The sequence below is a fragment of the Paraburkholderia sp. UYCP14C genome, from assembly GCF_004197395.1.
Lineage (GTDB): Bacteria > Pseudomonadota > Gammaproteobacteria > Burkholderiales > Burkholderiaceae > Paraburkholderia.
Map to the genome: position 1 here is coordinate 1 of NZ_SELS01000278.1, position 1,067 is coordinate 1,067.

A 1,067-nucleotide genomic window follows, 5' to 3' on the forward strand; every position below is an offset into this window, starting at 1 on the left:
GCAACATTCTCAGCCAACCGCCACCGCCTTCCTCGTATCCCCCGCCTGCCGCCGTACACCAGATCCGAGATTAGCTCTCTGCTCGCTCTTGAGCGGCGATCAGCAAGACGTCGCTGGCCAGCCTGCGCGTGGCGACGCGGTTCACCGTTTGGCTTACCCACACATCGGGTTTTCACTAGCAAGGTTCCAACGGGATGGAGTGAGCGGTTTATTCGACGAAATGTGCAGTATTCGGCAAACCGACATTGCATTCCTGCATCTTTAAACGCGGCCTAAACCCCGCTTTTGCACAATCGAATTCCGGATGCTTTTTGGCTTCGGCAACCTCCATGCAACCTCGTGATCAACGAGGCCCCACATCTGCGTCGTCAGCGCGATAGACGTAGACGCCTGCCGATTCGAGTGCCTGTTGCGTGGACTTGCCCATGGCGACCTGCCACGGATTGAATTCCCCCCACTCGCCGCGCATGGTGACGAGCATGACGATGGGCATTCGACACTCGTGTTGCAGCGAAAGCATGTTGATGCAATTGCCAACACCGCTCGATTGCAGAAGCAGCACGCCACGCTGGCCACCGATCCAGGCGCCGCCCATCATCGCGACGCCTTCTTCCTCGGTGGTTAGGGACACCGCATGGATGTCCGAGTCCTCTTCGCAGAGGTTGATCAGGCGTTTGTGGCCAGCGTCAGGCACATACGCGACTTGCCGCACATCGGCGGCTTTGAAATGCTCGAAGATTGCTTCAGGCCAGGTAACGGACATGGTGTCGAAATCACATTGGTGAGTTGAAAAAAAACGGCGCGACGGCAGTTGTTGCGAGGACGCGCTGCCATGTAAAACAGCGTGCCTTGGCGACACCGTTCACTCAATTTGTGATTCCGGAAGGCGCGGTTAGCTTCAGGTTAACGAGCTTGGGTTATGCGTCGTGAGCTATGTGTTCGACTCGATGAAATGCCTTGTTTGGGAATAGCGAATTCCTTCGGCACACGTGCGGCGGCTCCGGTTTTTCTGGACACAGAGTTGGGGTAAAACGTGTGATCCAAACTGGAGTAGTTGATGTTGAAGA

The 1,067-nt window shown here is 56.1% G+C and carries 1 protein-coding gene; it reads right to left on the reverse strand.

Going from position 1 to position 1,067, the window contains the following annotated elements:
* Window positions 1-343 precede the first annotated feature (343 nt).
* The gene (locus EVC45_RS44825) at window positions 344-859 is read right to left on the reverse strand and encodes a thiamine pyrophosphate-binding protein (protein ID WP_248295550.1); all 516 of its coding nucleotides are present in this window, start codon (window positions 857-859) and stop codon (window positions 344-346) included.
* Between the last annotated feature and the right edge of the window lie 208 nt (window positions 860-1,067).